This window comes from Xenorhabdus bharatensis (assembly GCF_037996705.1).
Lineage (GTDB): Bacteria > Pseudomonadota > Gammaproteobacteria > Enterobacterales > Enterobacteriaceae > Xenorhabdus > Xenorhabdus bharatensis.
On sequence record NZ_JBBMXG010000005.1, the window covers coordinates 168619 to 191589 of the forward strand.

Here is a 22971-nt window from a genome sequence, read left to right on the forward strand (position 1 = left end):
TTTGCATCATACTATACGAAATGGCTTTCAAGATGCGTCGCAGCGGCAAGGAAGCTCATCCACCGGAGCATAGATAACCGTATGTTTATAAAAACGGTAACCGTGGTAAGTGAGCACAGCCAACAAAGAGGCAACTTGAAAGGCGAAATATATATGCCAACGAGCCACTACAGCACATTGTACGCATGAGTTTGGGAAGGAGATGAGAAAGAAGGAAAAGAAGGAGGCACTACTCCCAGCGATTGAATTCAGATAATTGGTGTAGTGCGTGGGTAGGATGAAATGGGAAGGATATTGCTTGATGTTTAGACCATCTATCAGGTTAAATGATGACTACTCCAGATTAAATCATCACGATGGATTTTCTGCTCCATTTTCCCAAGCCAGCTGTTTAGCCCTAGTTTTACCGGCTCTGACAGATGGATACCCTGTATATCGGTACGATGAAGTACCAGTTGGATATCCCATGCATACTCGATTCCGAGATATTGGCACACCCAGTCACGTAATTGTTGCGATTTGGGTTGATTTGGCAGGAATTCTTCATATTCTGATATGGTCAGTGGGCCAAGCACGATGCGGAATTTATGCTGAACATCATATAATGCCGTTCCCAAAAAGGCTGACTGCCCCAAACGTGGCATATGACGCCCGGCTTGTAACCGGGCCTGATCCGGGATCTCAACGTCCAGCCACTGGGGAATATTTTGTTTGATTTTCAACGGAATATTGAAGTAGGTGAAGAGAATTTTTTCCAGACCTTCGGCACTGTGCCCCTGACGGGATAAATGACCGGATAATAAATAGCGGGCATGTTCATGAATCGCATCTGCATTTTTCTGGGCCGGTAAACCGAGACCAACCAGGCAAGCGAGATAATGGCAGAAACGCTGATTATCCTGACGATCCAGCGAGACGGTAGCCTGTGCATTGGCCCAGGCCCGATAAAATAATTGGATTAACCTGTTGTGAAATAAATTAGTGAACGCCGTCAGGGTCGGATCCTGATAGTTATACTGGCGGGCATAGGTATATTCGGTAATGTGCGTGGGGAGGGGGCCGTTCGGCCCGAATAAACCAAAACTGTAAATCAGTAAATCATACTGTTTGGCGTTTTTCCGTTGTTTGGCTTCTGCGATAGTAGAAGGGGCGAAGACCAGAGAGGCTTTTTGCCCTAACCGTAGTAGGTCGTATCGCGGTAATGGGGATGACCCCAGCATATAATATTCCCCGGACTGCGCATCTATCCGCCGCAGGGTCTGGAACAGATCGAACTGCCACGGTGTCTGGGTGAGTTGTTGCCAGAAATCATCAGGCAGACGGCTGATGCTACGAATGGCAATGGCACCGGTCTCATTCATCGTCATTTCCCCCCGTTATAACAGTTGTTTTTTCCCCATCCGGGCCGGCCAGTAACCGATTTTGCCGCGTTGTTGGCTATAGAGCGTCATTTCAGTGAAAGAATTCATGGTAACCAAATGAGAGAAGAGCCGTTCCAGCACACTGCCCAGTAACCACGGGCTGGTTCCGGCAAACTCCTGCTCATCGACCTCCAGCTCAATCCCGACCCCCCGGGCAAAAACAATCGGCCCGGGCTCCGGGACGCGGCGATGAATGGTCTTCATTGAGCAATGGCGAATACCGTTAATCTGACGGGCAGTGGCCGGTTCTGAAAGGTTGGCATACAGACTCAGTAACTGCCGCAAGGCCTGTGTCCCTTGCTCATCATCCTTATCCATGAAATTCAGGTAATTGAGCTGTAGCTGACTGATTAATTTCCAGGACGCTGAGCCCTGTGCCAGCGCTGACCGGGGAATCGTCGGTCTTTTCAGGAGCACAATCTGGTTGATGGGAATGGAATCCAGCATGACAAAGCTGTCGAGATCTTGTTGTCGCAATATCGCCGGTAAATCCCGGTTGGTACACATGACATCGGCTGTCAGAAATTTGAGTTCATTCGGCCAGGGGGAGTGCTGTTCATCCACAATGGAAACAAAGGATTCCGTGCCGAGGTAGCTGGTTCGGGTGCCATAATGCAGGGAATGATCAGACAGAATTCGGGGGTCACGGCGAAGGGAAAAATAGGCGCCATAATTCCCTTTATCATCACTGAAAGTGGACCAGAAAGGGCGGAATATCTGAGTTTCCTGGCGCTTGATATCGGCACCGTGCAGGCGTTGTACTGAAAAAATTTCGTAATCCAGCGGTCGGGTATTATCAACCACCAAATGGTACTCATTAGCCGACTCTTTTAACGTGACACGTTCAGTCAGTTTAGGAAACAAATTAATGACAGGGGTACTGTTCAGGGCTAAATAAGAGACATCAACCAGATGCTCTAAATCCTCATCAATCTTGTCCAGAAGTAGGATCAGTTCAAATTCATTTTCTTTTTGCGTCTCTTCCAGTAAAGATTGCATCCCGCTGAGGCTGAAAAACTGAAAACGGGCCGGAAAAGCAAAATACTCATGCAACTGGCGATAACCGCTGAAGGTGCGGGGATCATTGGGTAATAATGACTGGGCCTCCTCAAACCCTTCGTGATGCGGGGAGATACCCGGTAAGATCTGATACTGAGGCGTCTCACCGAGCGTCTGGCAGATCATGCCGACGCAATGCTCCATCAGCAGCTCCTGCAATTGTTGAGCCTGAATATCTGGCCCGGAAAGAAAGAAAACCAGTTTGTTGAGTTCCAGATCACTGAGGAAGAACTTGCCTTTGCAGGTGAGGTGAATACGCAATGCACTGACTGCTCCGCACTGATGAAGATTTAAAGACGCCAGCGGAAGATTGGCCGGGATTTTGCCCAGTTCCACTTTTTGCAATTGCAGGGGTTGCAGGATCACATCCTGTGCCGTGCTATACTGCAGGGTGATCCCGTCTTTTTTCAGTGACTGGCAATGCATAATCGTCCCGCGCGGGACTAAAAATCCGTGGCTGATATCCCCTTTACTGGTATCGGGCTGGAGTTCGGCAATAGACATTGACGGCGTGGGCGCCAGATAATTGGGGCACAGCATCTCCAGTAACTGTTGGGAAAAGTTCGGAAACTCCGCATCCATTTTCAACTGGATACGGGAGGTCAGAAAAGCAAACCCCTCCATCAGCCGCTCAACATAAGGGTCAGCGACATCAATGCCATGCATTCCCAATCGATTGGCGATTTTCGGATAACGCTCGGCAAATTCTTTGCCCATCTCACGTAAATAGATGAGTTCACGGTTGTAGTATTCAAGCAGTTTGCTATCCAAAATGGATCCTCCCGTTTTTTGCCGGCTTACCCGGCTTCTTTAATCGTGAAATGGCCATTTTCTAAATCAATTTCACTGCGAAACAGGAATTCCAGTGGCCAGGGAACACACCATAAAAAGCCTCTGATTTCGATGGATAAGATGTTATATAACGTCAGGGAGTTGGTATCCGAAACACAATTGATTTCAAGACTATCGGGTATAATACGGGGTTCAAACACATGTATCGCTTCCGTGATTTTATGCTGGATATCCTTCCATTCGATTTCAGACATAAATTTACCGGCCAGAGGCGCCAGACCAAAGTTATAGACGGAGCTGCAGATTTCTGGGAAAGGGGAAAGATTCTGTGTGGATTCGCTGTTGATACTATTGAGTAACCACTGTAAATCTCGCAAAAGATTCTGACGTAATACGCTATGGGAGATCAGATAATTACTTTTTGCCTCTTTTTTCTTATCGGGTTCATTATCGGTGAGCCTGTCCAGCAGGGAAGGCTGCATTTTGTCTCTGGCAGTAATGTTGCTGACGTTATTCCGATAATGATAACCACCACGCATTAAAGTCAGGTTATCATTCATGAGGCACCTATGAGTTGTAGTTTTGATGCGTAGATAACTGCGGAAAACAGGATAGATATACTGAAAAGATTTGTTACTGAGGTTTTTATGGGATTATCTGAGGAACGGATAATTTTATTTTGTCTGTTTTTTTATTTTTCTCTGAGAGTTTTTATAGTTATTGACTTCGTTTTCATAGGCTAACAGGAAGTTTTTACCAAACAGGCCGGAATTGTGCTCAAATTCTTCGGCTGTTTTTTGATAATGCTTCGTCAGAAACTCCCACAATGAAGCTTTGTAGGTGGAAGATAAGGACAAGCGCGGCATCCCCCCTTCGTCCCGGGCTTTTTGTTCAAGAATTGTGGGGTGGAAGAGTTGTAGAATATCGACCGTAATGGCTCGCATCCCGGCAATCATACCCAGTTGATGTGCCTGTAATTCAATTAAAATATCGCGGGTGGCCTGCTCAATAGACATAAATCCCGGCATATGATCACCAAACATCTGCACCAGTACCGATTGACCGGAAGGTAATAACTTAAAGGGATTATTGGTATCCGATAACATTTGGGTTATTTCGGCCTCCGCTTCCCGTTTCAGTAGGGTACGTGACGTATTGAGTGCAACAAGTCCCTGGGATAACTGGCTGATAAGCTGGCCTAACTGGTACATACGGTGTTCATCAAAATGTGGCTGGCGGAGGTTTTTGAGTCCCATGCCTTCCAATAGAGCGGCCAGTAATTTTCCTTCCAGTTTGACACCTTCTGTGACATGTTCATCGGCGCTATCGCTGATCGGGTCGATATTCAGCCGCTCATAAATAGGGTCATCATCACTGATATGTGGTGGTGTATTAAGTTGTTTAATCTGCTGATTAATATCAGTCTGATAATTTTTATCTGTTTTCTTATTGAGTGGGGTAAAAAAGAAGAGATCTTTTCCCGCTGTTTCTTCTGTTTCTGTGTCGAACTGGTTTGTGACTAAATCTTGACTCAGTTCTTTGGATAGCTCTACTGTTGTGAAGAGCGGAGGTAAAGGAGAGGGATGAGCTTCTGATTGTGTATGATGATCAGAGGCCGATTGTGTGACAGAAGCGGATTTAGGTTCGGCAATTTTAGGTTGATCAGGCGATGTGAGTGGTGTGGCAGTGCCTAACATCAAATCCAGAGGATCTTCATTTTTAGGATGTTGTTTATGTTTAACAGGGTGGTCAGAGAATAATGCCAGTGGATCGACTTCGTTTTCCTTATCACTGAGCTTGAGTTCATATTCTTTATCATTCTGAAATAAGGTTGTCGGCGTATTGTCATTAAGAATATCCTCCTGCCGGAAGAGGGGGTCTGAATTGAACATAGTCACCGGATCTTTCGCTCGTCGCTGGAGTGTTTCCAGATCAGCAGTTGTTTTGATTTTTGCTAATGGATCGATCGGATTCCGCTCATCATTTTCCTGTTGCTCGGAGGAAAATAGCGGATTAGGCGTATTTCCTTCCGATGATGCCTTATGTGTGTCAGTAGGAGGCGGAGTCTCAGGGAACATGAAAATCTTCTCCAGACCGTCCCAGACCTTATGAGGAATATGAGGCTCAAAAGTCTCTGATTCAGAAGAAGGGCTGATAACATGAGACATAGCTTGTGGAGGTGCAGCTTTCTTAATATCAGTGGCCTGAATCTGATAACTACCAATATTCAGTACATCGCCATCCTGGATTTCAACCTGACGATTCGGTTCTACAGGTATTGTATTCAGCAAAAGTTTAGTTGCAGAACCCAGATTGATGATATGGCATTTGCCGTTTGTTAGGCTCGTTACAATGACCTTAACTTGGGAAAAACTTTGTTTTTCATCAGGTAAAACCCAGTTGTTATCCTTACTGTGCCCAATAGTCCCTCCCGGAGGAGAAAATTCATAACTTAGTTGTGTGGGTTGGCTTGTACTGTCGTTTTTAACAATGGTAAATCGCATAAGCGTGGATCCTTATTGTTGATAAGGATAATTGGATGAGGATAACCTCCTTGTTTCAAGGAGGTTATCAGTAAAACCCACGGTGTATTATTTCTGTTCCTGTGTGTAGGAATCCCAGCTGTAGGTAACTGCAGCACCTTTTTGACCTTTGGAATCTTGTGGGTAATAGGTTTCTGTATGTGATTGGAAGGCAATAGTAGCGTCACAATAGAAAGAGCCCTCTCCTGCGTATATAATTCTGGTGTGTGCAACCATAGCGTTTTTCAGGACTAGCTCATACCAAGAAATTTGTTTTTCACCTTGCCGACGAACATGGAGTTTAACTTCGGCAATATGCTTCCCTGTGACAACATATTGCCGCAAGGTTATGGTTGATTTATCAAACAGAAGATTTAAATGAAGATCGCCGACGCTAACGATACCTGCGCCCAAACCAGGCCCTTGAGTGGCTTTATGGACTTGGGTACTCAAGATAAGCTCAAAGTTATGGACAGCAACCCAGTTTTTATGTTCTTTATCACCTGTTTCACCTTGAATACCAGTGAGGTTAAGATATGCATCAGATGCTGGAGAATGAGTAGACATAATTTTTCGCCTTGATCATAATAAAGTTGAGTGAAAGATTTGTACCTAACATTCGCATCCCAGAGCGATTTATTGGGATACACATAGAGGAGGGGTTACGACAAAAAAATCATCAATATAGGGATATTGGATTTTGTGTTAAAAAATAATTGATGAGTATCATGCTCCTTTTAGTGAGGGTAATTTTGAAACCAGACGCAGAGAAACCGTCAGGCCTTCTAATTGATAGTGCGGCCGCAGGAAAAATTTAGCCTGATAATATCCCGGGTTGCCTTCTACTTCTTCCACCTGAACTTCTGCCGCGGCCAGCGGTTTCTTGGCTTTAGTGAGCTGTGTTGAATTGACCGGATCACCATCGATGTAATTTATGATCCACTCATTCAGCCAGCGTTCCATATCGCTGCGCTCCTGAAATGTCCCGATCTTGTCACGGACGATACATTTCAGATAATGGGCAAAGCGGCAGCAGGCAAACAAATAGGGCAGACGAGCCGAAAGGTTGGCATTGGCTGTTGCATCAGAATCATAATATTCCGCTGGTTTTTGCAGTGACTGGGCACCAATAAACGCAGCCATATCGGTATTTTTGCGATGCAGGAGCGGAATAAAGCCATTCTTGGCTAATTCCGCCTCACGGCGGTCACTGATGGCAATTTCGGTGGGGCATTTCATATCCACGCCGCCGTCATCAGAGGGGAAAGTATAACAAGGCAGGTTTTCCACAATGCCGCCGGATTCGACGCCACGGATGGATGTACACCAGCCATACAGCTTAAAGGAGCGGTTGATATTAACGGCCATCGCATAAGCTGCGTTTACCCAGGTATAATTTTCGTGGGTAGGCCCATCGGTATTCTCTTCAAAATTGAAGTTATCAACGGGATTGGTCTGCGCACCATACGGTAAACGGGACAAAAAACGCGGCAAGACTAATCCGATGTAACGAATGTCTTCTGATTCACGTAAACTCCGCCAGGGGGCGTATTCCGTATTCTGGAAAATTTTGGTGAGATCCCGCGGATTAGCCAGCTCCTGCCAGGAATCCATCTGCATCACACTGGGCGCAGCTCCGGCAATAAACGGGCAGTGTGCGGAAGCGCTGATTTGTGCAATCTCGCGCAACAGTTCAACATCCGGTGCAGTGTGGTCAAAATAGTAATCCCCCACCAGACAGCCGAAAGGTTCACCACCAAACTGGCCATATTCCGCTTCATAGATTTTCTTAAACAGCGGGCTTTGATCCCAACTGATACCCTTAAAGCGTTTTAAGGTGCTACTAAGTTCTTTTTTGGACAGACACATCACACGGATTTTCAGCATTTCATCCGTTTCTGTGTTGTTGATCAGATAATGCAGACCCCGCCATGCACCTTCCAGCGTCTGAAACTCCTCATGATGCAGGATATGGTTCATTTGCTGCGAGATTTTGGTATCAATTTCGGCAATCAGTGACTGGATGGTACGGTAGGTATCACCAGAGAGCGTCACGGTATTTTCCAGTGCCTGCTGCGCCAGTGTTTTGACCGCATTTTCAACGGCACTACGGGTCTGATCACTTTGCGGACGGAATTCCTTACCGAGCAATACACTTAACTCATCAACCGTGTATTCTTTCGGCGTCTGCTCTTGTTGAGACAAGGTTTCTTCTTCAGGCGTGCTCATCAATTACTCCTTAGTTTCCGCACTTTCATCTGATTCTGGCGTGTTGCCTTCAGATGAAATACTGTCTTCAGGTTTTGGCGCTTCTGCCAGTGATTTCAACAGGGCTGGGTTTTGCAGGATTTCGGCAATCAGTTGTTCTGCCCCTGTTTTGCCATCCATATAAGACAGCAGGTTTGCCAGTTGGGTACGTGCTTCCAACAGATTGGCTAAAGGCTCCACCTTTTTAGCAATAGCATCTGGTTGAAAATCCTCCATTCTTTCAAAAACCAGTTCAACATTCAGTTTGCCATCATCCGTCAGGGTGTTATCAACCTGAAAGGCAGCCCGGGGTTTTATTGACTTCATGCGTTCATCAAAGTTATCAACATCGATTTCCAGAAATTTCCGATCAGGAACCTCTGGCTGGGGTTCTGTGGATTTCCCTGCCAAATCAGCCATAACCCCCATGACAAACGGCAATTGAATCACTTTTTCTGAGCCATAAAGCTCGACATCGTATTCAATCTGGACACGGGGAGGGCGATTTCGAGCGATAAATTTTTGTCCACTGGATTTCATGACAAATTCTCCAATACTGGCTAGATAGTTACTGGCTAAATAGTTTTTTAAAATGATAGGAGTATCCCTTACCCCGCGTGGCACGCGGGGTAAGGGATACCGCATGCGGATACTCTCACTATTATGAAAAGGTATATAGATAGAAAGATTAAGAGTGAAGTGAAATAACTCTTGGGATAAATATAAGAACTAATTAATCTGTGTCAGAGTAATCATCAGAGTAATCGTTAGAGTAATTATTAGAGTAATTAGTAGAGTCATCGGTAGAGTTGTCGGTATTACCAAAGATAATGGCAAGCTGATGTAGCCCTTCTGGCGCAAGATCGTAGATAATATTGATAAAATCACGATCAATCAGGCGTTGAATACGATCAATCATCATTGGAGCAGGATGGCTTGGTTCATATGTGAGAAAATAGTTTTTTGCTTTTTCTAACAACATACGTGCTTCATCACGATTATTGATTTCTACTTGATACCAATCATTAGATGAAAACGAATTTGTCGGATCGCCTGTATTTGTTGATAGTTGTTCCGTGGGAATTTGTAATGTTGTTTTTTTTATCGTTGATGCTGATTCAGGTGTTGTTTGATTGTCAGCAGTAATCGGAGTGTTAGTTAAAGATCCATTTAACATACTGAATTCAATTACTGTATCCAGATGTTTTATAAGCCTTGAGAGTTCTGGCATATGACCGGCGGATAAGCGTTGGCAGATAATATCACATAGGGCTGTAATATGATCACGAATGGTGGCTAACACGGATATTTCATGATAATTATTTGCCTGTTTTAATTCATCGAGCAAGAAAGGACGCCCACCAGTATAACCATTGATTGATGTTATTGAACCGTCTAATAATGAATAGACATCATGGAATGATAATTCCTGTATAACCCCTTTCAACAGAATGGCATGCTGTACTTTTAACATCAAAGGAGAACCATCCTCAATATCGGCTAGTGAGTTAAGACGGAATACTGGGTCGTATTCACCATCAAACTCCAGTTTTGGCCACACCTCATCCCAATAGCGTTCCAACGTTTGTCTGAGAAGATCCAGACCGTCGGCATACCCGGATAATCCCCGTATTTCTACCCATGCATGCATCAGGGCAATGATAATGCGCAGATCTTTCGTTCGGGACAGCAGCAGGTTCGTGGCCTGTTTTTCCACTTCTCGCCAATTCGGTGGCTCTGCCGGGCTAATAAAATCACCAAATTGCTGTTCTGTTTTACCAATGAGGCTTTGCTCTAATTGCAGAAAATCATCATCATATTCGAGATTCTCTCCGCAGGGAGACTCGTTGCTGATTGGCGCAAGTAATGCTTCAATATTCGTGCTGTTTTCGTGGCTCATAGCGTTTATATGCTCTTCATATCCGGGCAGGAAAATTCAGGTAGATTAAACGGGCTGAAAATACTGTTTGGTGTAAATGCCAGTACGACGGTATGGCCTTTGATATTAAACGTGGCCTGTAGCAGGCCAGTATCAACATGCCTGACTCGTTTGGCTTTATCTAATAACCGGTTCAGTGCCCAGGGGCCGGAAGTGGATAAGGTCGCTGTTGTGCCATCCACTAAGTTCAGCTGAATGCTGGTCTGATCCACACCGGCAGATCCCGGCCAGTTGATGAGTTGTGAGATCTGAGGGCCGTGGCTGTACTGTAATCGCTGTCCTCCGACATCCAGAACCATGCTCAGTATTTGGTTATCCATGCTGACTGGCTGAATTGTGACAGTAAATGATGGTGTGGCGGCGTTGTTAGTAAAAAACGTGTTACTAATGAGCTCTGCTTGCTGAAAAAGCCAGAGTAATTTTGTCTCCCCGGGCAGAACGTTATCATCTGCACTGCGAATAAGCTGCCATTTTGATTGGGATTTATCGACTTTGCCCTCTAAGTTTTTTTTGTAAAAACTATCCATCAGGCCTTTTTCGGGAGCAAACATGTGAGCCATATCATCTGGTTTGATATCGACATGTGAAGTAGGCATCAGCGGATAACGATTCAAGATGGCCTGACGGCAAAAACTCCCGATATCTGAGATGAAAAGTTTAACGATAGTCTTCATATCACTGAGTCGTGTATCACTGTTGGCACCGGTGGCCAGTGAGGAGACCATATCCCGGAACGGTACTGGCAGAGATTCCGAGGCTGTCTGAAGTTGAGTGATAATCTTATTGGGAGGAAAAACAGGATCGGAATTAACGGCATCCTGTACGGAAGCCAGATACTGATATAACTCACCAATTTTTCTCAAAATATCATCGAAAGGTATTTGCGGGCTTTTTCCATCCGGATTTTTTGCCAAAGCGGTAATTTGGGCAAAATGCGTTTCTAATTGATATTCCGGTGAGAGTTGCCCGTTATTCTGTAATATCATCTGTTGGGGAGCCAGATTTGGCTGGTTATTGGCTTTTTGGGCTAGGTTACTGGTCTTGTTGCTTAAACTTCCCAGTTTTCCTATGTTATTTCCTTTATTCATCAGGTTATTAAATGGATCGTTCAATGTCAGATTTTTACTGATATTGACCAGCAGAAGACGCAGGGGTGAACTCGGAGAAGAGAGCAAGTGTGCAGTGTCGGCCCGTTCCGTTAAGTCATCGATATGTTTTAAACGTATATCATTCAGAAAGCTATCCCATTGATAAATATAGTCATTGATGTAAATTTGCCGGACAGATTGTTCTATCCGTTTAATCGCCTGTTTCTTGGCATAAGAGCCCAGCACCCAATTATCTTGTGTATAGTAAGTCTCAATCACCTCAACCATCTCTTTGACGATTTTTTGATAGCCGGCTGGTGTAAACAGCCTCGGTACTTCACTGGGTACACTACTGATATGAGAAAATGCCAGATCAGCCTGTGGGCCGGCAAGAGTAACTAAATTGACCGGTGCTAAATCGGGGCTGTTCAGCAGCGTGTTTTGTAATCTGGCGTAGATTCGTACTGCAAGAGGTGTACTGCTGATGAACGCCTGCCTGCTTTCAACCAGTGAGCGATCATAGACATAGGGTGACGTGACAGGTTGGTCACCTAGTAACTGGCTGAGATGCCAGCCCAGTTGCTGGAATTGTATCTGGGACGTATCTGAAGCTAAATCTGCTTTCAGGTATCGCATGACCCAGTTACGCAGGAAATTACCATCATAATGGGCGGGTTGATATAACATCTGATATGCCTTTAATGTGGTATAGGTCTTATCGATATCATTATTACCGACCTGTTGTAGCTGATCGGTGATAAGCCTTGTTACATATGGTAGTAGCAATGACTGTAGTGCCTTTGTATACAAGTCATGTCCCGCATTGTCGACCAGTTCACCCGTGTACAAGCCCATGCGATAAGATATCGGTGGGTCGTCCAGCGAAAAGTACTGGCTTTGGGCCAGACCAGCCAGATTGTTCAATAGCGGCAATAAGTTATAGATATTATGGGCTTCATCAGTATCAGCACTGTTTTGCTTTAATTCATTGCTCAGTTGCACAATCGAGGGTATTTTGGCCTGAGTTTCAGCAAGATAATTTTTATTATTGTGGTAACTGGTCAGAAAAAAAGTGATTACCGCGCCCAGAATCGTGATTAGCGCTATGTAACCTAACCCGTTAAACAGGCGATTTTTGTATATCCACCAACGGTTATAACCGGCCAGTCCGGCTTCCTGAAAAATACTTTCCAGTAAATTTTTCAGAAAGTACGGCTGGTGAGCCTGAGAGCGATAGCGTATTCCTTTATCCTCGTCACTGCTCCACGACATGGAAAGATTGTTGTTATCCGTAGGTAACTGAACATTTTGATTAAATTTAGCCATCACATGATCAAGCGGTACACCTTCCTGTTTACCGCTGGTGAAATAGAGCCCTCGGGGATAACTGGGGGCTTCGAACCCGGATCGGGCAAAGAGAATCTCAAGATACTGGGCAATGCGCGGATGCAGGGCAGCAAACTCTTGGGGAAACAGATAACTTTCAGCTGACTGGCGTGGATTGGATTCATTCAGCAAAATATAGGGTAACTCAGCGTTCAGTCGCCGCTGTAACTGGTGGTACTGTTCGTCAAAGACAGTCTTGATCTTCCAATCCATTTTGTTGTTCTGTGGAAAGTTGTTGTTCTGCGGAAAGGTAAATCCCCAGATTTGCTCGCGTGATGTTTTATCAAGGCCTGTAAAATAGGCAGTAAAGCCGTTTAATAAATCGGTTTTTGTTATAAAGAGATACACCGGAAACTGAATCTTAAATTTTTCATGTAATTCTGATAAGCGTCTGCGCAGCATGTAGGCATGTTGATCACGGGCATCTGTTGATGGGTTCATCAGGTCTTCCACACTGAGTGTCAGGATAACCCCATTAATGGGTTGACGGGGACGGTATCTTTTTAACAGGCGAATAAATGTTTTCCATTCCCTGAAATTGGATTTTTGGGCCGTATTATCCTGAATGGTATAGCGTCCGGTTGTATCCAGCAGAACGGCTTCCGTTGTGAACCACCAGTTACAGCTATTCCTGTCCTGCATATTGTCGGGGGCTGATTTGCCGAAATAATCTAACAGGGGAAAATTCAGGCCGGAATTCGCGACGGTGGTTGTCTTGCCGGAACCCGGCGCGCCGATAACCAGATACCAGGGTAGCTGATACAGATATTGACGGCTGAAAAGCCCCCTTAGCGTGGGTTTGTTTTTACCATTCAGGGCAGAAAAATATGCTTTTCTCAATAACTTTACGGCCTCAGAAAAACGCTCTGGCAAGGTCAGATATGATTCATCGTACGGTTTTTCCGGTGCCTCTTCTGAATCATCATCTTTGATACTATTCAGTTGGTTAGCCAGTTTTTTGTTCAGCCAGGACCGGTATAAACGAGGGATGAGTAAACTAAGGAGCCAGATAAGATAAAGAGCGATAATAGTGGCGACCCGTATTTCAATTGATTGAAACGGGATAATTTTATCAACAGAAATAATGGGACCCCAGAAACCGATAATGAAGGCAATGATTGTTATTCCGATAAAGCTCCATGTCAGCCGACTGGTGATAATAGCAAGGAGTACATTCAACATCTTCGTTCCTTCACTTTGTTTGCGAATCAGGAGCCACTGACAGCGTGATTTCTACTCGTCTGTTTTTAGCCCGGTTGGCGGGTGTGTTATTGGGTACCAGAGGGTTTTCGGCACCTTTTCCTTCTGTTTTGACCCGCTCTGGTTGATCCAGATAGCGCTGGAGCTCTTCTTGGACCGATTTGGCTCTGGTCAGCGATAATGCGTAATTAGATTTAAAAGGGGCTGAAGCAATGGGAATGTTATCGGTATACCCGATGACTAAAATTTCGCCGGGATAATAATTCATCTCCTCGGCAATACGCTGAATAACGTTTAAGTAACTTTTTTTTATTTGAGCGGAACCAGATTTGAATACACCATCACCTTTCAGAGTAATCACATTACCTGAAATCGTTAAGAGCCCAGCAAAGATTTCATTCTGTAATCTATCTTGCAGGTTCAGTTTTTTTTCTTTTACTGGCTCAGGAGGCGGAGGTGGTGGTGATATTTTTCTGTCGTCGACATCGGGCTGAATTCTTCTGTCATAGACATCGGGCTGAATTCTTCTGTCGTAGACATCAGGCAGACTGATTTGGTAAATAGAAGACACAACTGGGGTAATGATATTACTCAGTCGCCAGTTCAGGCTGATATACAGGATGCAACTCAAAAAGCACAGAAACAGCAGACAAAACCATATGGACAAAAAAGGCTTCCAGGATTTATTGGGTTTTTTAAGCGAATGCAGGTTTGGGGACAATTTAGTCGGATAATGACCACGAATTGAATGAATTAACTGGTACAGGCGTTGTTTGAGTGTTTCTAGCTGAGAGCGGCCGTTATCCATGATACGGTAGCGCCCCTCAAATCCGAGCTGAAGACAAAAATTAATTAATTCCAGCAGGAATAAATTTTCTTTGGGGCTTTGTGAGAGTTTAGCCAGAAGCTGGAAGAATTTCTCACCGCCCCAGGTCTCATTGTGAAATGTAACCAACAATCCGCTACCTGACCAGACACTACGACTTCCCCATGGCGTCAGTGCAGCAGCCTCGTCTAAGGCGGTGCATAGGCAATAACGCGCCCCGATAATGACTTCATAGGAGAGACCGGCCTGTTGGCATGCGACTTCAAAGTGCCGTATCTCATCGATCAGATGTTGTCGTAAATTTGTGGGATTCGGGTGAGAGGTGGTATGCCGGATTTTCGGGATCGTATTCAGCAGAGGATTGGCTGCCGTTACCAACGGATTATCACAGATTTCATCAGAAAGCCATGTCTGATCAATATGTGGTTCTTTTTGTCTCATCATAGGCATTGTCACTTCTGTTTAGGCTGGTTACGGACAGCCCAAAGCTCCATATTTAAACCGGGAAAATCACCCGCCAGATGTAATGCAATACCCCCGGCTTTATCCATTTGTTTCCACAAATCGCCATCTTTTATTAGTTCGAAATAGATATATCCTGAGTGCCAGGGAATTTGTCTCGGCACGGATGGCAAGGCCCGTATTGGAATACCGGGTAACTGCAACTGTACTAATTCACGGATGCGGCCAACAGGCGCAATTTTCATCTGAGCCGGAAAGTGGCTCATTAAGGTTTCATTGGAAATATCGGCCTGAACCGCCAGAATAAAGCTGAAGGTATTCACCATATTGGCATTAGGTAGTGTGGCGATATTCAAGCCATGAGAATATTCGGTCAGCGGCAACTGGATAGCGTGCTCTTCCAGAATAATGGACAATCCTTGACGCAGGTGGAACATCAGCTGATTGAAACACTGGGTCAGATTGTCATGTTTATAGAAGGGAAGATTTTCGTCAGGTAAGCGGTTTGGAGAAAATGTTGCCAGTTCGCTGGCAAATTGCAGCCATTCACTGAATAACCTTTCCGGATGCAATAACGGTAAATTGCGTGCGTGATTAACCTGACCACTGTAACGATTGACCAGAGACAGTAAGAGAAAATCCATGACTTCTGAATCATTGTGTTGTCCTAACTGTAATAAACGCTTGCTTATCTGCTGGCGGCGTTGTTCCAGTAATCCCTGTATATCCGTCACAAATCCGGCTACCTGCGGGCTGGCATAACAGTTGAGCAGAGGAGGAATAAACTGTTGATCAAGATATATTTTATTATCACTGGTTCTGTTTACGACGTGAACCATTTTCAATGCCGTCCATTCCGGCGTTAAATCCGATTCCGCCATCAGGCGCAGGCGCATCCTGCCGAATTGCAAAGCTGCACTGCCCACGGACATGGCATTAAAGTCATTGACCTCAGTTTCAAAACTGATGAAACGCGCCAGTGAATTTTTCTGTTCACTGAAAATTACCTCTTCTCTACCCCGACGAAAGTGGGGAAGCGCCAGCATGACATTAATATCGGTTTGATTTTCAGCGAGTTGTAAAGGCTCTGGCGCGTTAGCACCATCAAAACTGAACGGGGTACCATCCGGAAATATACCGCTTGCAGAGGAAAGCATGACTTTCCCTTGATTGAGAAATTCCTGATTCAGTTCGAGCGTCAGAAAGCCCCAATAATAAGACAGTTGGGCTTTCCCCCAATCACGGACATAGGCTTCCAGATAGCTTTCAGCTTGCTGGAAGTGATGAGGGCGCAAAAACATCCCTTCTGTCCAAATGACTTTTTCGGATTTATTCATGATGTTTTTCAGTCCATGTAGCGCAATTTAGATCCTGAGTTAAACCTTCGTTGGTCACTTTAATGCACACCTGTAGTTTGTCAGGGGCAGAGCGCCAGAATTTATAAAAGGGGGGCTTTTCAGGTCGTGGCGCCGGAAGAGCAATACGCCATTTTTTCTCATCCCACTTACTGTACTCGGCAATAATGCCAATGTATTTGATATCCGGCTGGCTTTTCTCCTGTAGGATATGGGGCTGTTTGGTTGGCAGGATAAAAAACTGATCCTCATTAACCAATTTATCCCCAAGGGAGCCATTGGTGTTGCTCTGTAGTGAAAAAAAATCAGAATTCATAAATTCTTCTTTTGATTTAAGAAAGAGCACATCAACTTTCAGGGGAGCGGCATCATTGACATTCTGAACGAGATAAAAAATTAATTGATAGGGGGGGCGTTTCTCCGATTGTGACATGCAGCTAGTCATGATTAGTAGCAATATGAATAAGAGACATTTTTTCATTGCGGCGTGAATTGAATACTGCATTTTTATAAAAAAGACTTTTTCCAGCATAGAATATAGATCATCAGTTTCATTGATTATTCTCGTATAGCCAGTATGGAATAAAATAAAGGTTGAGAAGCAATTAGGCTGTTGAAATCTGGACTTTATTCTGGCTGGGACTAGTACGGCTGCCGGTAGCATTGGTTGAGTTCTGCATTGTAGGACAACTCATGTGTGTTACAGGCGATTTGTTAACTAAAACCTTATTCGCTCCTGATGTATGTTTTGATGGGCCTTTCACCGTACCAGATGTTGTACCCATATTTATCCCGGCTTCATCGCCCGTTGTCATGGCACTGGTTGCCATTATATTGTGGGCAGTAGCCCCTGCAAATAAGATGTTCGTGACGTTAGTAATATAAGTCTTTCCCTGAGCGCTATTAGAATACGGGGTGGGGGTTGGTGTAGGGGGAGTCAGGCAGACATCCGGTGAAGCCTGATCTATTCCCCCGTCTTGCGTATTGGCAAACATAATATCTCCTTAACCGATATGAATTTGTTCAGCGTCTATTTTGGTGATGGCTTTTGCTGATATGATCGTATTTTTGGCATGCAGGCGGAGATAGTTTTCAGTCTGAATATCTAACTGACCTGCTCGCACCTGTTCTGTCTGAGCGGTATGACGAAACAGGCGGTGGCTGAGTTGAGTGACAGTCTGCCAAACCGATTCTAATTTATTGCCTATGAATTGGGTGATTGATACCCATGCGTACAGAGACTCCCCCATATATTGCATTTTTTTGATCTGACAGTTTCCGCTGTTGGCATCAACATTCAATTCATGACTGTTTAAGGTTAAATTACCCTTAGATGCAATAGTCAGATCACCGGATACACTTATTTCTGCCGATTGTTGTTCAGGACGTTCTAATATAGCCAGCACCCAGAATTGCCCCGCCACTTTTGTGACTAATACGGTATCTTCCGGTTCAGGAGTCAATAAGCAGCTGGCAGCCCGCCGACAGTGCAATCTCTCACCTGAACTTTCTATCATGAAACTGCCGTCCTGAAGGCGTCTGATAATCTGGCCTGCCAGCTGTTGTGAAGGTTCATCCATGAGTAAGGGTGAATAAAACGCATAAGAAGGGTCTAACATTTAAATTCTCCTGATAGTCATGAACCCAATAGTTATAATGGTGTTTCCTTGTTCGATGTTTGCGAGCAGCTTATCTGCTGGTAATAAATTCATATGACTTCCTTATCACGCTTAGGCAGCGTCTTGATGCCTTGCAGATAAGCCCCTTCAAACAGGGTTGCATCATCAATCACAGATTGGGAGATATCGGTTCGGAACAAATTTGCGCCCCGTAAATCTGTGCCGTTAAGGAGGCATTTCTGCATCAGAGTACACATGAGGTTAGCCCGGTTTAAGCAGGCATCCCGCAAATCAGTTCTGATAAAGAGGTTTTTTACCGCATTCAGACCTTGCATTTCTGCCGATCGGCAGTCCGCTTCGCTCAAGTCGCTGTTATTCAGCGTTGCACAATGAAATCGAGCCTGTATCAGAGGCATTTGACGTAAGTTACATTCTGTCAGTGTTGCCTGTGTAAAATCGGCCTGATTAAGCGTACTGTTCATTACAAAAGCACAATTCAACAGGCGGGCTGAACAAAATCTGATGTAATCTGCTTTCGTTTCTATCCATGAACAGTTTTCAAGTTGTGCCACGTCAAAAATGGTATTGCTCAGTTGACAATAGAAAAATGTGACGTTGTTCAGCATTGCGTGATTAAAGCAGAGAGCGGGGAGTTCCAGTTCTGTCAGAGTGCAGTTATTCCACTGTGAATATTGAAAGTCACAATGTGTAATAAGGACCTGTTTCAGGAAAAGATCCGTGAATAGGGTGTGGTTGAATTGACAGTGAGTAAACCGGGCTTCTTCTAATTGCGTTTCATTGAAATGAGAGGCAGAAAAGTTACTCTGTTCACACTTAACCAGAGCCAGATTGGCTTTATTCAGTTTCACATCAGACAGGGAAGCATGACAGAACTCCGCTCTGGTCAGGTTTGCTTCGCTGAAATCGGCTTCATCCAGTTGACTATAATTAAAGCAGGCACCTTCCAGCAATGCGCCGGAAAAGTTAGCGCCGCGCAGATCCATATGGGATAAATCTGCACCAGTAAAATTCATCCCATTGAAATTACCTCCTTGCGCCATGATCTCTTGTGCCATTTTTTGTTTGTCAAATCCGGTATCTTGCTTTTCTATAGTGGCGAGTTTTGTATTAATACCTTGTTGTTCGGCTTTAGCCATCATGTCGGCCTGTTGCAGTTCCACCTCGGCGCGTTCTTTAGCCGCTTCCTGTTCGATTTTTTCCACAAATTCAGGCAGTTCATCCATTCTGGGATGAGGTGAAGGCATGGCAGACGGAAAAGCAGGGGGAACAATCGCATTGATATCAACATTCTGTTCAGGCAAACGCTCTTTTTGCTGTTCACGCAGATGTTGTTCGCGGAGATGCTTTTCACGATTAAGTACACGTTCCTGTATCGGACTGCTTTCTGTTGGGAGTTCTGTATCTATCCACGGGCCGATAATTTCCTCAGGAATAAGATCTTTTTCCCTGAATGTATACAACATGCGTTTTTCTTTATCTGTGCGCTGTCTGGCTACTTCCAGATAATGCTCGGCTGGTCTCGGATTATCCTGCTGTTCCAGCGCGGAGATGATTTGTGATACATCGGTAGCATCGCCTTCATTGATCATTAAACAGCCATGCCATATCAGGATCATTTGTTCCAGATGAGGGAAAAACCACACGGTTGTCTGGCGCATGATAACTTCTTCGACAATCTCTTGATCAAGACGTAATCGCTTGATAAAGCAACGGGCGTTCCAGGCAGGCAGGCAGCCTTCCTGCACCGGCTTTTTAGGGTGCATATTCTCAATACGCCATGCCGCATTAGCGGGCAGGGTATGCAACTGCTCCCACCATTGATCTTGTGGAGCGGCATTGAATAACCGCCAGTCAATATCATGGGCATAGCCCGGAAATTCGTTTTCCAGCCATTCCTTATCATATTGCCTACCAATACGCTCAAAGCGGCGTGGCCATGTAAAATCCAGCGGACAAAAACTGGCAGGTTCAGGTGTATCTTCCGGTGATAACAGTTGCTTGTTGAATGTTTCAATATTAGGTAATGGATGAATTCTAGTGTCGACTTCCAGCATTTCGGGTGTAAAGCCAATGCCGTGTGGGTTATCATCATAATCTTCTCCCCCAAAAGCCCGGCTCCAGTCCAGTCGCATTTGTTCAAAAGCCCGTGGTTTTGAAGGTGTGTCTCCAATCCAGTGACGATCACCAAAGACAGCTAATTTTTTTTCTAACTGTTCAACTTTAATGCGTGCTGTGCAAGCGGTTTTATCTTCCTGATGGTTGGTATAGGCATAACCGGTTGCCAGAAATTCAGGGAGGGATTTAGGCATGGCAAGATCAATGATCCCATTACAAATTTTCAATTCTTTTTCTGCCAGTTGCCAAAGCTCAGGTTCCGGTCTCAGGCAGGGAGTTGCGCCCATATCAGTCAGAGCCATGACAGAGATCCCAAGGTGATTTCTTTGCATCCAGCGATAGGGTCGATAAAGTAGACTTAAACGTAATGGCTTGATAACTTTCATTGAACACCTACAAATTGCATCAGTAGAGAATTAACCAATCATGATTAATGCACTGGATAGGGCTATTTTTGTAGAGCCGTCCATTTCAATAGTGGATGAGCTGAAGGTGATGCTTGATCCGCCCTTTACTTCAATAGTTTTGGTGACAGACTTGTTCCAAGTTCCTTCAACGTTACTTTCTTCATTTCCCTTAATGGATTCTTCTTTGTTACTACTAATATCTGATTTATAATCGCCTGTTATCTTATATTCAATTCCACCACTGGTGACTTCAATTTCTTTACCATTAGCCACGGTTGTTTTTTGCTTATTATTGAAAGTTGATGTTTCTTCTTGTTCAACAGTCGTATTGCGTTTTGCTTTATAGGTAAAGTTTGCATCTTGTTCTACAGTATCGTCTTGTTTTTTCTTTATCTCGGTTGTACGCGAACCGTCTATGGAAATTTTTTGATCATTCTCAACAGAGATATCCATATCTTTTTCGGCATGCACAGAAAAAGATTCTTTATCTTGTGCATCATCAATAAATAAATAACTGGCATTACCATTTCCTCCCTGTATGCTTCGGGACATAAAACCCATTTTTGTTGCTTCTGTCGGCAATTCCCACGGCGGCATATTTTCTTTGTTAAAAGCACTGCCGATTATCATTGGCCTATCAGGGTTCCCATTGATAAAACTGACAAAAACTTCATCCCCGACTCTTGGGAGCTGGATTGCCCCGTATCTAGTGCTGGCCCAAGTGTTAGAACAACGTATCCAACAGGAACTTGTATCATCTTTGGCACCTTCTTGATCCCAATGAAATTGAACTTTGATCTGAGCATATTCATTTGTCCAGATTTCCTTGTCATTCGCGCCAACGACTACAGCTGTTTCTATATTGGCGACTGGCCATGAGGTTAAGCGAGGAGCTCGCCAGTTTATTTTGGCTGGGATAGCGGAGAAACTGGTTTCAATTTTGAATGTATCGTCATCACCAAAAGAACTGCTTTGTTCAGAAAGGTTATAGGTGGCACCCACAATCAGATATTCACCATTATCTTCCTTCCTGAATGCGTTAGAGAGGGTAAAGGTATATCCCGGGGCGATACCAGCTTCAAGGCTTTTGGCTTTAATATGATGGCAATCAGCTGTATAGGATTGTTGTAAAACCAGAATATAAGACTTTCCTTGAGATGCTTGAGTATAGTTCCCGGGCCATTCATATATTTTTGTATTATGGACTGAAGTGTCAGGGTTTTGTTGAGTTTCCAGTAACTGAGCCCGGGGTTGAAGAAAATTGTAATCATTCGTTGCATAGACTTTTGGTGCAATAGAATAACTTACATTCCAATCATACAAATAGTTCTTTTCCTTATTATGTACCGGAGGAAAATGATTTGGATAATATTCTATGTCTGAATAACCAGATAAGGATGAATGAGATTGCGGAGAATCAGCTAAAACAAGAGTATGATCTTCAATAGTATGTTGAAAATAATAATAAATACCTTCTTGCTCCATTATCCTGCTGATAAAGTTGAAATCAGTCTCACGATATTGAGTACAGTATTCAATTTGTTGGTATTTTGAGGTTAATTCGTTTTTAAAATCAATATTGTGTTTATCCAATACATCTTTAATGATTTCAGGCGCAGTTTTATTTTGCCATATCTGGCACCCTTTACTATTTTGCAAAATTGATAATTTTGGCTTAAGAATAAATTTATATTGGTAGAAATACTGGTTATAAAAATCGCAAACAATCGCATCACTTATTATACCGTTCAGATAACGTGCTTTTGCTGACGGGTTATGAGGAGAGGTTATCTCGATGGAAATTGATTGTCCTCTTAGTGATTTGATATCAATATCTTTTTTTTTACTTATTAACACAGTATTAAAGCTATAGATTGTTGATAGCTTTTCCTCACCTTCTAATGAGTTAAAAATCAAATCATCTTCACCCAGCGGAGTATGAGCAATAATATATCTTTCCATTGTGAGTACCTTTTTTAAATTAAAAGCTACCGCATGAACCTTGTAATAAAGGGCCTGATTAAGACGTTAAATTTTCACTACCATCTGCTGCTTTTAATTAACTACAACCAGTCAACAATATTCCATTATGCAAACCATAACGCAACAAAATTATCACTCATTAACTTAATTTTTACAAAATGGGGCGCAATATCACAAAGTGATGTTTTTTTAGTAAGGTGATTATGGTTTTGTCTTAGGACTTGTCTAAAAAATAATCTCTATATGAAACTTGTTATTTTTTAAATATTAATTGCCTTTATTTGGGTTAATATTTGTAATCGGGTATACGTTTTCGTAATGAATAGTGATCAAGATCAATTATGGGAATGCTTTTCATTCAGCCAGTATGGTCGAAAGGAATAAATAAGTGTCAGGGGTAAATAAGAGAAGCTGACAAAGTAAGATCAGAGATGGAAATAAAGAAGAGTAGGGAGGAGGGGAATAAGAAAGATTGGCGGTAACTATGCAAAGTACTTTACAAGGTTATACAAATTACCGCCGAGAATTA

At 43.8% G+C, this 22971-nt stretch carries 16 protein-coding genes; all 16 read right to left on the minus strand.

Translation table 11 applies throughout. The features are described 5' to 3' along the window. Positions 1-317: 317 nt before the first annotated feature. Positions 318-1361 (minus strand): type VI secretion system baseplate subunit TssG, encoded by a 1044-nt coding sequence (gene tssG, locus AAC855_RS06905; protein WP_340608873.1) that lies wholly within the window; start codon positions 1359-1361, stop codon positions 318-320. A gap of 15 nt (positions 1362-1376) precedes the next feature. Continuing rightward, on the minus strand, positions 1377-3251 hold the full coding sequence (gene tssF, locus AAC855_RS06910; protein ID WP_340608874.1) for a type VI secretion system baseplate subunit TssF: 1875 nt from the start codon (positions 3249-3251) through the stop codon (positions 1377-1379). 26 nt (positions 3252-3277) lie between these two features. Further along, a complete protein-coding gene (gene tssE, locus AAC855_RS06915; RefSeq protein ID WP_422824359.1) occupies positions 3278-3832 on the minus strand; it encodes a type VI secretion system baseplate subunit TssE in 555 nt (184 codons plus the stop codon). A 114-nt stretch (positions 3833-3946) separates the two neighbouring features. Next, positions 3947-5776, minus strand: a complete 1830-nt coding sequence (locus AAC855_RS06920; RefSeq protein WP_340608875.1) for a type VI secretion system-associated FHA domain protein — start codon at positions 5774-5776, stop codon at positions 3947-3949. Positions 5777-5863: 87 nt separating this feature from the next. Then, positions 5864-6361, minus strand: a complete 498-nt coding sequence (locus tag AAC855_RS06925; protein WP_340608876.1) for an Hcp family type VI secretion system effector — start codon at positions 6359-6361, stop codon at positions 5864-5866. A gap of 159 nt (positions 6362-6520) precedes the next feature. Beyond that, the gene (tssC, locus tag AAC855_RS06930) at positions 6521-8023 is read right to left on the minus strand and encodes a type VI secretion system contractile sheath large subunit (RefSeq protein ID WP_340608877.1); all 1503 of its coding nucleotides are present in this window, start codon (positions 8021-8023) and stop codon (positions 6521-6523) included. 3 nt (positions 8024-8026) lie between these two features. Beyond that, complete coding sequence (gene tssB / locus AAC855_RS06935; RefSeq protein WP_340608878.1) at positions 8027-8581, minus strand: type VI secretion system contractile sheath small subunit; 555 nt, start codon at positions 8579-8581, stop codon at positions 8027-8029. Between the two features lie 193 nt (positions 8582-8774). Next, positions 8775-9941 (minus strand): type VI secretion system protein TssA, encoded by a 1167-nt coding sequence (gene tssA / locus AAC855_RS06940; protein WP_340608879.1) that lies wholly within the window; start codon positions 9939-9941, stop codon positions 8775-8777. Positions 9942-9946: 5 nt separating this feature from the next. Then, on the minus strand, positions 9947-13636 hold the full coding sequence (tssM, locus tag AAC855_RS06945; protein ID WP_340608880.1) for a type VI secretion system membrane subunit TssM: 3690 nt from the start codon (positions 13634-13636) through the stop codon (positions 9947-9949). 10 nt (positions 13637-13646) lie between these two features. Then, positions 13647-14924, minus strand: a complete 1278-nt coding sequence (gene icmH / locus AAC855_RS06950) for a type IVB secretion system protein IcmH/DotU (protein ID WP_340608881.1) — start codon at positions 14922-14924, stop codon at positions 13647-13649. 8 nt (positions 14925-14932) lie between these two features. Continuing rightward, on the minus strand, positions 14933-16279 hold the full coding sequence (gene tssK / locus AAC855_RS06955; protein ID WP_340608882.1) for a type VI secretion system baseplate subunit TssK: 1347 nt from the start codon (positions 16277-16279) through the stop codon (positions 14933-14935). Continuing rightward, on the minus strand, positions 16272-16961 hold the full coding sequence (tssJ, locus tag AAC855_RS06960; RefSeq protein ID WP_340608883.1) for a type VI secretion system lipoprotein TssJ: 690 nt from the start codon (positions 16959-16961) through the stop codon (positions 16272-16274). Before tssJ ends, tssK begins: the two co-directional genes overlap by 8 nt. Next, complete coding sequence (locus tag AAC855_RS06965; protein ID WP_340608884.1) at positions 16903-17292, minus strand: PAAR-like domain-containing protein; 390 nt, start codon at positions 17290-17292, stop codon at positions 16903-16905. Before AAC855_RS06965 ends, tssJ begins: the two co-directional genes overlap by 59 nt. A 9-nt stretch (positions 17293-17301) precedes the next feature. Continuing rightward, complete coding sequence (locus AAC855_RS06970; RefSeq protein WP_340608885.1) at positions 17302-17916, minus strand: DUF3540 domain-containing protein; 615 nt, start codon at positions 17914-17916, stop codon at positions 17302-17304. An 89-nt stretch (positions 17917-18005) separates the two neighbouring features. Further along, positions 18006-20438, minus strand: coding sequence for a DUF2169 family type VI secretion system accessory protein (locus AAC855_RS06975; protein WP_340608886.1), 2433 nt, complete (start codon positions 20436-20438; stop codon positions 18006-18008). A 30-nt stretch (positions 20439-20468) separates the two neighbouring features. Continuing rightward, positions 20469-22421, minus strand: coding sequence for a type VI secretion system Vgr family protein (locus AAC855_RS06980; protein ID WP_340608887.1), 1953 nt, complete (start codon positions 22419-22421; stop codon positions 20469-20471). Positions 22422-22971: the final 550 nt, after the last annotated feature.

Bases quoted from the DNA above. Each gene is read 5' to 3' on its own strand.
- tssG (WP_340608873.1), bottom strand. From the start codon at position 1,361: ATGAATGAGACCGGTGCCATTGCCATTCGTAGCATCAGCCGTCTGCCT.
- tssE (WP_422824359.1), bottom strand. From the start codon at position 3,832: ATGAATGATAACCTGACTTTAATGCGTGGTGGTTATCATTATCGGAAT.
- AAC855_RS06920 (WP_340608875.1), bottom strand. From the start codon at position 5,776: ATGCGATTTACCATTGTTAAAAACGACAGTACAAGCCAACCCACACAA.
- AAC855_RS06925 (WP_340608876.1), bottom strand. From the start codon at position 6,361: ATGTCTACTCATTCTCCAGCATCTGATGCATATCTTAACCTCACTGGT.
- tssC (WP_340608877.1), bottom strand. From the start codon at position 8,023: ATGAGCACGCCTGAAGAAGAAACCTTGTCTCAACAAGAGCAGACGCCG.
- tssB (WP_340608878.1), bottom strand. From the start codon at position 8,581: ATGAAATCCAGTGGACAAAAATTTATCGCTCGAAATCGCCCTCCCCGT.
- tssA (WP_340608879.1), bottom strand. From the start codon at position 9,941: ATGAGCCACGAAAACAGCACGAATATTGAAGCATTACTTGCGCCAATC.
- tssM (WP_340608880.1), bottom strand. From the start codon at position 13,636: ATGTTGAATGTACTCCTTGCTATTATCACCAGTCGGCTGACATGGAGC.
- icmH (WP_340608881.1), bottom strand. From the start codon at position 14,924: ATGATGAGACAAAAAGAACCACATATTGATCAGACATGGCTTTCTGAT.
- tssK (WP_340608882.1), bottom strand. From the start codon at position 16,279: ATGAATAAATCCGAAAAAGTCATTTGGACAGAAGGGATGTTTTTGCGC.
- tssJ (WP_340608883.1), bottom strand. From the start codon at position 16,961: ATGCTACCGGCAGCCGTACTAGTCCCAGCCAGAATAAAGTCCAGATTT.
- AAC855_RS06965 (WP_340608884.1), bottom strand. From the start codon at position 17,292: ATGTTTGCCAATACGCAAGACGGGGGAATAGATCAGGCTTCACCGGAT.
- AAC855_RS06970 (WP_340608885.1), bottom strand. From the start codon at position 17,916: ATGTTAGACCCTTCTTATGCGTTTTATTCACCCTTACTCATGGATGAA.
- AAC855_RS06975 (WP_340608886.1), bottom strand. From the start codon at position 20,438: ATGAAAGTTATCAAGCCATTACGTTTAAGTCTACTTTATCGACCCTAT.
- AAC855_RS06980 (WP_340608887.1), bottom strand. From the start codon at position 22,421: ATGGAAAGATATATTATTGCTCATACTCCGCTGGGTGAAGATGATTTG.